Below are 8968 nucleotides of genomic sequence, written 5' to 3' on the forward strand. Positions count from 1 at the left end.
CGATATGAATCGATTAGGAAATAAAAATCTCAAGAAAACAGACTTATTACAGCGTCAACTATAGAGAGATAAGTTAACTGAAATTCAGGTTAATGTGGGCATTCTATATACAGCATATCTTTGTGATGAATACGTGAGATGATTAATAGTTTGCTGGATTTTATCTGTCCTTAATGGTTTTTTATGCGGTTTTTTATCCAGTTTTTTATCTTAGCATGCGCTTTCAGCAATACTCTCTAGGTGGTTAATCATTCGCTGTACTGCGTGATCGAACGAATCATTGATTGCTTAGCGGTATCAAGATGACGCCGTAACTCGCGCACCGCATCCAGATCATTGCGAAAGATTAACGCACTTAAAATTGCCATATGCTCTTCTATCGCCACGATATTGCGCTGCTTTAAATCGCTCTCATCCCATTGATAATGGAAGTGGAAAATAACTGAAATAATCTCCAGAGATTGATTAAAAAATGGGTTATTAGCAGCAGAAAGTATCAGGGTATGAAAATCACGATCTAACTGTGAAAACATGCGATAGCTGCTGCCAATGGTATCCCGCAATTGCCGATGGCGAGCCAATAGCTCTTTGGCTTGCAGCCAACGCTCNTCACTATGTGCAAGATTTAAAAAGCGATTTAGCGCATGCGTTTCCAACATTTCACGTAACTCAAATAACTTTTCAGCATAGTTTTGATCAAATTTTTTCATGCTCCACTGACCACGGCGGATATTAACAATGAGGTCATAACGACAAAAACGCAGTAAGAACTCACGAACCACCACAGCGCTGACATTGGCGGCACGAGCAAGTTGTAACTCTGAAAAGGAATCTCCTGCACGAAGCTGACGTTGATTAATCATCTGAAAAAAAGCACGTTCAAATACGTCGGCCTGAGCGTCTGGTGACTGACTGATACAATCAAAACCGTCCTCTGATTGGGGTGTTCTGACAATAATGTAGTAGTCGCCGACCTTCTCCAACACGCCACAGTGATCTAAATGACTCAGGGTATTACGCACAGTTGTTCGGCTGATACTGTACATTTCTGCCAGGGAAGCTTGAGAAGGAAGTGGTGATGTAATATGCCCTTTGGCAATAGCGTCGATCATCTGATTGATGACATTGTGACGAAGATTTTGTGTTCTGCTCATGATTATCCTTAGCTGTTTTTTATTCATTTAAAACCAATTTAAAACAGAATAATTCGTCATCCCTCACAAATATCACATTCGATTTAAACCTGGTTGTGATTTTTAATGAATATCAAACCTCACCTTTTGGAGGAATAATCATGACCACGATGAATACTTTAGTTTGCCTTGAACCAACCAAACTTATTTATCAAAAACGAACTCAACCGTTACCGAGAATTAATGAAGCCTTAATAAAGGTTTTAAATGTTGGTATTTGTGGCACAGATATACATGCCTGGGCAGGTAATCAACCGTTCTTTAGTTATCCACGGGTATTGGGTCATGAAATTTGTGGCGAAATAATAGCGCTGGGGGATAACGTCAATAATATGCATGCCGGGCAACGCGTTGCCGTTATTCCTTATGTTGCTTGCCAGCACTGTAATTCTTGTCTCAGCGGTAAAACCAATTGCTGCGAAAACATTTCTGTTATTGGCGTCCATCAAGACGGGGGTTTCAGTGAGTATTTATCCGTCCCAGTCAGTAATTTATTGGTGGTCGACGATGTAGACCCCGTCTCGGCTGCATTGATTGAACCTTTTGCCATCAGCGCCCATGCCGTGCGCCGTGCCGATGTTCACCCTGATGAGCATGTTTTGGTGGTCGGTGCTGGCCCAATTGGCTTGGGTGTGGCCGCCATTGCGCAAGCCGATGGTGCCTATGTAGTGATGGCCGACACCAGTGCACAACGCCGTGAACATGTAGAAAACCTGTTGGATATCCGGGCATTAGATCCCAGCGATGCCGGATTTGAGCAGAATTTACGCCAGCAATTTGCTGGCATGCTGCCATTAAAAGTTATTGATGCCACAGGTAACCAACGAGCAATGAATAACACCCTCAACTTTATCCGTCACGGGGGCAGCATTGTATTTGTGGGCTTATTCAAAGGTGATCTCAGTTTCCCTGATCCTGACTTCCATAAGAAAGAGACCACCATGATGGGCAGCAGAAATGCCACCTTTGAGGATTTTGACAAAGTGGGGAAATTAATGGCCGCTGGCAAACTATCGGCGGACATGATCCTGACACATCGTTTTGAATTCAATACCTTGGCAGATATTTATGAACAGCAGGTCGTGAAGAATAAAGATCTTATCAAAGGCGTTATTCAATTCTGATCTCACTCATTTTAAGGATGTAACACCATGCTAACGTTAAACCGCGAAAACTTTCCTGGCCGTACTCACCCGGATAAAGTGATTCAATTTGGTGAAGGAAACTTCTTGCGCGCCTTTGTCGATTGGCAATTGGACCGACTAAATGAACATACCGACCTTAATGCCGGTGTCGTAGTGGTCCGCCCGATTAACAGTGATTTCCCCCCATCACTTAATACTCAGGATGGCTTATACACCACGATTATTCGCGGTTTAAACGAACAGGGTGAGAAAGTCAGTGATGCGCGCATCATTCGCTCGGTTAATCGCGAAATCAATATTTATCAGGACTTTGACAGCTACCTCGCCCTCGCCCGTAATGAAGATATTCGTTGGGTGTTCTCCAATACTACGGAGGCTGGGATAAGTTATCTGGAAGATGATAAGTTTGGTGATACGCCTCCCGCCAGTTATCCCGCGAAATTAACGCGGCTCATGTTTGAGCGTTTTCAACATTTTTCCGGGGCAGCCGATAAGGGGTGGGTGCTGTTGCCATGTGAGTTGATCGATTATAACGGCGAAGCATTGCTGGAGTTAGTCCTACGCTATGCGCAGTGCTGGAATTTAGGCGAAGGTTTCAGTCAATGGTTATTACAGCACAATACGTTTTGCTCTACATTGGTCGATCGTATCGTGACCGGCTATCCCCGCGATGAAGCTGTGGCCCTGGAAAACCACCTGGGTTATCACGATGCATTCCTCGATACCGCAGAATACTTTTACCTGTTTGTGATCCAAGGACCGCAATCATTAGCGCAGGAACTACGTCTGAATCAATACCCACTAAACATTCGAATCGTCGATGATATTAAGCCCTATAAAGAACGCAAAGTAGCAATTCTCAATGGTGCCCATACCGCATTGGTGCCGGTCGCATTTCTGGCCGGTTTAAATACAGTCGGCGAGGCCATGGCCGACCCGCAAATCAGTCAATTCGTCGCACAACTGATCAGCGAAGAGATCATTCCAGTGTTGGATTTACCCGCGGATGAGCTACAAACCTTTGCTCAAGCCGTGTTGAGCCGTTTTCGTAACCCGTTTATTCAGCACCAACTGCTGTCTATTGCCCTCAATAGCATGACCAAATTCCGTACCCGTATTTTGCCTCAGTTGCTCTCCAGCCAGCAAAATAACGGGCAGTTACCGCCACGACTCACCTTTGCTTTTGCCGCCTTACTGATGTTTTATCGAGGAAAACGTGACGATGAATGTTTTGCATTACAAGATGATGCCCACTGGCTAAATTGTTTCGCCTCCCTGTGGCACGACGTTGACGCCGGTTCACTGCCGATGGAGGGATTGGTGCAATTGGTATTAGCCGACACCACCCATTGGGGGCAAGACCTCAATCACATCCCGCAGCTCACCAATAGCATTACTGAACAGTTGCAAACAATTAAACGTGTGGGGATGCGAGCTGCTTTAGCCGCTTACCGCTAAATATGTTTATCCGGGCAGATGATTTTATTTTCTGCCCGCCATCTAGTGCAATCACCGTGCGGTTCAAGCACCATCGTGATGGATAAACTCAATACCATACAACCCACCAATAGCATTGATAGTTTCTAATAGATGCGCACCATCCGCTTGATGCAGGACGGTATCGCTCGCGGTTGAATGCGCTGACCACCACAGGGGAAGACCGATAAACCATGCTGTAATCTTAGCCATTGCTACCTCTGCGTTATTTATCTAGCGGGATGAAACTGATGCTTTAAGGGTAGACGCTGCCGCGCGCAAAGGTGAAATAACGATTATGGCTTTGGATATGCCAAATTTAGCTATGAAGGCCAAAACTTAAGATAAAAATTAATAATTATGCATTTTAAAGATGCCAGCCATCAGCCAAGGCGTTATCTTAATTAGACATTCGCCCTGAAGGAGTTTCGCATGTTTGTTGTCAGTCTGACTTACCATCAACCTATCGATGTGGTCGAAGCACTCACTGAAAGTCATAAAGAGTGGTTGAAAAAGTACTATACACAAGGTGTTTTTATCGCATCAGGCCGTAAAGTGCCGCGTACCGGTGGCATTATTTTGGCCAAAAGTATTGCCCGTGAAGAGCTGGATAAGATATTGGCCGAAGATCCGTTTAATGCGGTTGCCGATTATAGCGTGACCGAGTTTATCGCCTCCATGGCTATCGAGTCGGTGGAAGCGTTGAAAACTCTGTGATGCTTTTATGCGATAAATCCTAACAGCAGCTATGGTTGATGCCATGGCTGCTGTTACAACGTATTGGTCGTTAATTCTGCCCGCTGTTGTCGTTGCGCCATAATGCGGTGCAGATTGGCCTCAAGCCATACAGTCAGCCCTTCCACCTGCTCCTGAATCTCCTTCCCCAACGGCGTTAATTTATATTCCACATGAGGTGGTACTACCGGATAAGCAATACGCTCAACAAAACCATCTTCTTCAAGGTGTTGCAGAGTTTGTGCCAGCATCTTTTCACTAACACCGCCAATCTTTCTGCGCAACGCACTAAAACGCAGAGTCTCATTGCTTAACGCAATCAAGACTAACACCCCCCAACGGCTGGTTACGCGCTTGAGCACTTCTCTTGAGGGACAATCAGCATTGAGTAATTCACCCCGCCGAACTTGTTCGGGAAACGAAACAGTGTGACTCAAATTTTGCGGCTCTATTATTTTCATACTAACCTTTTGGTGCGTACTTACGTAAAGTTAGTATATTGCATATGATGAACTTAAGGGCAACTTTCTGGCCAATCATGCGGTTTTATTCTTTGCCAACTGTCTGTCATCTTTCTCATAACATCAAATCTGGAGTGTCATTATGATCGCAGTAACCGGTGCCACAGGCCAATTGGGCCGCCTTGTTATCAATGCATTACTTAAAAAAGTGCCAGCCAGTGAGATTATTGCTGCGGTACGTACCCCGGACAAAGCCCACGAGCTGGCGGCGTTAGGTGTTCAAATCCGCAAAGCTGACTATAGCCAGCCAGCCACGCTGGATACCGCCTTTCAAGGTGTTGATAAACTACTGTTAATTTCATCGAGTGAAGTGGGTCAGCGTATTGCCCAACATAGCGCCGTGATTGCGGCGGCCAAGCGTGCAGGGGTTAAATTGTTGGCATATACCAGTTTGTTACATGCGGATAAAAGCCCACTGGGGTTAGGCGAAGAACACCGGGCCACCGAAGCACTATTACGTGAATCAGGTCTGCCCGTGGTGTTATTGCGTAACGGTTGGTATACCGAGAACTATGCAGCAAGTATCGCGCCAGCCCTGGCATACGGCGCATTTATCGGCGCAGTAGCTGAGGGGCGTATCGCCTCTGCCGCACGTGAAGACTATGCCGAAGCGGCCGCTGTGGTGCTAACTCAGGAAAACCAGGCAGGAAAAGTTTACGAATTAGCCGGTGACGATATCTATACACTGGCTGAATTCTCGGCAGAAATTGCCCGCCAGTCAGGTAAAGCTGTGGTGTACCACGATTTGTCTGAAGCAGATTTCAAGCAAGCATTGCTCGATGCCGGTTTACCTGATGTTTTCGCCAGCCTATTAGCAGATTCTGATGCTGGCGCGGCTAAAGGAGGGCTGTTTGATGACAGTCATACATTGAGAAAACTGATTGGCCGGCCGACAACGCCTTATGCAGATGTCATTGCTGCAACGCTAGCAACACGTTAAATCTATTCAAATACTCTCGGCCGGTTCCCCTTAAGTTACCGGCCGTTCTCCATTAGAACTTATAATAATGCCGGACTAAGACTTGGCAGCATCCAGTGCCTGAGCAAGATCATTGAGAATGTCATCAATATGCTCAATACCAATCGATAGACGCACCATATCCCGTGGTACGCCCGCCTTGATCAGCTCTTCATCGTTAAGCTGACGGTGGGTGGTTGACGCTGGGTGGCAAGCCAGTGATTTGGCATCACCAATATTCACTAAGCGCACGATCAAATTCAGCGCATCTATAAAACGCCCGCCCGCCTCCTGGCCGCCATGAATACCAAATGACAATATCGAGGCCGGTTTGCCACCTAAATAGCGCTGGGCTAGTTCATGCTCAGGATGATCAGGTAAGCCTGCGTATTTAACCCAACTGACTTGTGGATGGTTTTGCAAATAGTGCGCGACTTTCAGCGCATTTTCAGTATGACGCTCCATGCGCAAAGCCAATGTTTCCAGCCCCTGCAAAATCAGGAAAGCATTGAACGGCGATAACGCAGCGCCAGTATTGCGCAATGGCACCACCCGGCAACGGCCAATATAGGCAGCCGCGCCGAATTGCTCGGTATAGGTCACGCCATGATATGACGGATCAGGGGTATTTAATTGAGCAAAACGCTCAGGGTATTGCGTCCAAGGGAACTTACCCGAATCCACCACGATACCGCCAATACTGGAACCATGACCGCCGATATATTTGGTCAATGAATGAACCACAATATCCGCACCGTGTTCAAATGGTCGACACAAGATTGGTGTTGCGACGGTATTATCGACAATCAATGGCACACCATGGCGATGAGCCGCATCAGCCAATTTTTTCAAATCAACAATATTCCCAGCAGGATTACCAATCGATTCACAGAAAACTGCTTTAGTTCGGTCATCGATTAAGGCTTCCAATACGGCGATATCATCATGATCGGCAAACCGGGTTTCTATCCCATAACGCGGTAACGTATGCGCCAGCAGATTGTAAGTCCCGCCGTACAACTTGGCCACCGACACAATATTATCCCCCACTTCGGCAATGGTTTGGATAGCATAAGTAATCGCCGCCATACCGGAAGCCACGGCCAGAGCGGCAATCCCCCCTTCGAGAGCGGCAACCCGTTTCTCCAGGACATCATTGGTGGGGTTCATGATGCGCGAGTAAATATTGCCGGCGACTTTTAAATCAAACAGATCAGCACCATGCTGGGTATCGTCAAAAGCAAAGGAGGAAGTCTGGTAAATAGGTACCGCAACGGCTTTGGTGGTGGGGTCCGGTGAATAACCTGCATGAATAGATAATGTTTCTAATTTCATTCTTTATCCCTTGTTATATGACAATAGCCAGCGCCGCTGCCAACACGATGATATAACGTGACTAGTCACATTCTTGACTGGCGACGGAGGTGATGAAGAGAATAACAATAGAGGAATTAATGAGCAGTACCTACCTACAAAAGTAATTATTTAGCTATTAATTATAATTAAACGATATCGACATCCTCTCAGCCGCCATTCAGCCAGGTAGCGCGACAATTTTCATCTTCATTGCACTAAGAGAGATATGATAGCGCCGTTAAAAAAGTTGATACCCTCCCAAAATGAACTAAGTGTGGAAGATAAGATGACAATTATCTAAAGGCGTTCAGCTTCGATAAAGCGATAAGTTCATCAACAATAAAGCGAATGCTTGGTAATAAGTGACGTGACCGTGGCCAAATAACACTCAGTTCACTCGAATGAATATGATAATAGCCGAAAGGATCCAGCGCTTGCGGGCCACTGGATTAATGAAGTATATACTTCACTATTAGTTTGCCCCTAAAATTGCCCTGTACTTTTAATAAAATTAAAGCCTGATAGATGAACTAATTAAAAATTGTCCTAGCGCGGTTATCCGGTATCATAACTTAACGAATACCTCGGTGTACTGCTTATAGATGAATGTCACGTGAAAACATTGATGGTTGGCAACAGAGGCTTAGTCCGCCCTGCATATAGAAAGGAATATTATGGGTGAATTTACCGGTTTTACTCAACATGGGCTGACATTCTTACAGCACATTGCTCACAACAATAACAAAGAATGGTTCGAGGAACATCGCGATATCTATGATCAGCATCTACTACAGCCAGTGCGAAAACTGGTTACCGACCTGAGTTCAGATATGCTGACTATTGATGAACTGTTTGAAGTTCGTCCGGCGATTGGCAAGACAATTTCTCGTATGAATCGCGATACCCGTTTTTCTCATGATAAGTCACTCTATCGCAGCAATATTTGGTTAACATTTAAAAGATCACGTAAAAATTGGACGGATGCTCCAACTTACTTTTTCGAATTTGGTCCAGACTGGTGGCGTTATGGGTTGGGGTATTACAGCGCCTCGCGAGAAACAATGGATCTTTTCAGACAACAACTGCTCCGTGCTCCGGCTGATTTTCTCACCATAGCTGACTGTATTTATCCCGATTTCTCGATTGAGGGAGAGAGTTACAAGCGCCCTTTGATTAAAGATCAACCACCGGCATTGGCGGTCTGGTACAACAAGAAGTCGTGGGCATTAATTAGCCACCGCAGAGATATGGATTTATTATTTTCCAACCAACTGGTTGACCGGTTGAGTAAAGACTTTCTCCGTCTTTCACCTATCTATGATTTTTTGATGAAAATTGAAAGCTTGAAGAAAAGTCATAATCACTTTAGCTAGACGAGAAGATTTACCCTATCCACGGTGCAAAAGTGCGATATTCAAATGGGTTTAATCCATTTACAAGCGTCAAAGCCTTGCAAGCTGCACAGATGAAACATTAGATTTAGAGCAGCAGCTTGCTATTAAACGTCCATACGGTGTTATCATCTTTTACCCCTGCCTTTCAGCGGTTTTACCCTTGATAGCGACTCAACTAATACCCCACTAC

Annotated in this window: 9 protein-coding genes; 5 read left to right on the forward strand and 4 right to left on the reverse strand. The window is 45.4% G+C overall.

The features are described 5' to 3' along the window. Window positions 1-248: 248 nt before the first annotated feature. Window positions 249-1154: an FCD domain-containing protein gene (locus V1952_RS17120; protein WP_420075182.1), complete on the reverse strand. Its 906-nt coding sequence runs from the start codon at window positions 1152-1154 to the stop codon at window positions 249-251. 140 nt (window positions 1155-1294) lie between these two features. On the opposite strand from V1952_RS17120, the gene V1952_RS17125 reads away from it, so the two are divergent. Then, window positions 1295-2317, forward strand: a complete 1023-nt coding sequence (locus tag V1952_RS17125; protein WP_420075183.1) for a zinc-binding alcohol dehydrogenase family protein — start codon at window positions 1295-1297, stop codon at window positions 2315-2317. 27 nt (window positions 2318-2344) lie between these two features. Next, entirely contained in the window at window positions 2345-3796 is a 1452-nt protein-coding gene (locus V1952_RS17130) for a tagaturonate reductase (protein WP_420075184.1), read from the forward strand. Between the two features lie 63 nt (window positions 3797-3859). Here the strand turns inward: V1952_RS17130 and V1952_RS17135 are convergent, their stop codons facing one another. After that, window positions 3860-4027: a hypothetical protein gene (locus tag V1952_RS17135; RefSeq protein ID WP_372559233.1), complete on the reverse strand. Its 168-nt coding sequence runs from the start codon at window positions 4025-4027 to the stop codon at window positions 3860-3862. Between the two features lie 219 nt (window positions 4028-4246). Between V1952_RS17135 and V1952_RS17140 the strand changes: the two genes are divergently transcribed. Beyond that, window positions 4247-4531 (forward strand): YciI family protein, encoded by a 285-nt coding sequence (locus V1952_RS17140; RefSeq protein ID WP_083158564.1) that lies wholly within the window; start codon window positions 4247-4249, stop codon window positions 4529-4531. 53 nt (window positions 4532-4584) lie between these two features. Here V1952_RS17140 and V1952_RS17145 read toward each other — a convergent pair whose 3' ends face one another. After that, window positions 4585-5010, reverse strand: a complete 426-nt coding sequence (locus V1952_RS17145) for a winged helix-turn-helix transcriptional regulator (protein ID WP_372559234.1) — start codon at window positions 5008-5010, stop codon at window positions 4585-4587. A 142-nt stretch (window positions 5011-5152) separates the two neighbouring features. On the opposite strand from V1952_RS17145, the gene V1952_RS17150 reads away from it, so the two are divergent. Then, the gene (locus V1952_RS17150; protein WP_420075185.1) at window positions 5153-6010 is read left to right on the forward strand and encodes an SDR family oxidoreductase; all 858 of its coding nucleotides are present in this window, start codon (window positions 5153-5155) and stop codon (window positions 6008-6010) included. A 75-nt stretch (window positions 6011-6085) separates the two neighbouring features. Here V1952_RS17150 and V1952_RS17155 read toward each other — a convergent pair whose 3' ends face one another. Next, a complete protein-coding gene (locus V1952_RS17155; protein ID WP_420075186.1) occupies window positions 6086-7363 on the reverse strand; it encodes a bifunctional O-acetylhomoserine aminocarboxypropyltransferase/cysteine synthase in 1278 nt (425 codons plus the stop codon). Window positions 7364-8058: 695 nt separating this feature from the next. Between V1952_RS17155 and V1952_RS17160 the strand changes: the two genes are divergently transcribed. Then, window positions 8059-8757, forward strand: a complete 699-nt coding sequence (locus V1952_RS17160) for a DUF2461 domain-containing protein (protein WP_420075187.1) — start codon at window positions 8059-8061, stop codon at window positions 8755-8757. Window positions 8758-8968: the final 211 nt, after the last annotated feature.

Source organism: Yersinia sp. 2542 StPb PI (assembly GCF_048593855.1).
GTDB lineage: Bacteria > Pseudomonadota > Gammaproteobacteria > Enterobacterales > Enterobacteriaceae > Yersinia > Yersinia enterocolitica_E.

Bases quoted from the DNA above. Each gene is read 5' to 3' on its own strand.
- V1952_RS17125 (WP_420075183.1), top strand. From the start codon at position 1,295: ATGACCACGATGAATACTTTAGTTTGCCTTGAACCAACCAAACTTATT.
- V1952_RS17145 (WP_372559234.1), bottom strand. From the start codon at position 5,010: ATGAAAATAATAGAGCCGCAAAATTTGAGTCACACTGTTTCGTTTCCC.
- V1952_RS17160 (WP_420075187.1), top strand. From the start codon at position 8,059: ATGGGTGAATTTACCGGTTTTACTCAACATGGGCTGACATTCTTACAG.
- V1952_RS17150 (WP_420075185.1), top strand. From the start codon at position 5,153: ATGATCGCAGTAACCGGTGCCACAGGCCAATTGGGCCGCCTTGTTATC.
- V1952_RS17140 (WP_083158564.1), top strand. From the start codon at position 4,247: ATGTTTGTTGTCAGTCTGACTTACCATCAACCTATCGATGTGGTCGAA.
- V1952_RS17135 (WP_372559233.1), bottom strand. From the start codon at position 4,027: ATGGCTAAGATTACAGCATGGTTTATCGGTCTTCCCCTGTGGTGGTCA.
- V1952_RS17130 (WP_420075184.1), top strand. From the start codon at position 2,345: ATGCTAACGTTAAACCGCGAAAACTTTCCTGGCCGTACTCACCCGGAT.
- V1952_RS17155 (WP_420075186.1), bottom strand. From the start codon at position 7,363: ATGAAATTAGAAACATTATCTATTCATGCAGGTTATTCACCGGACCCC.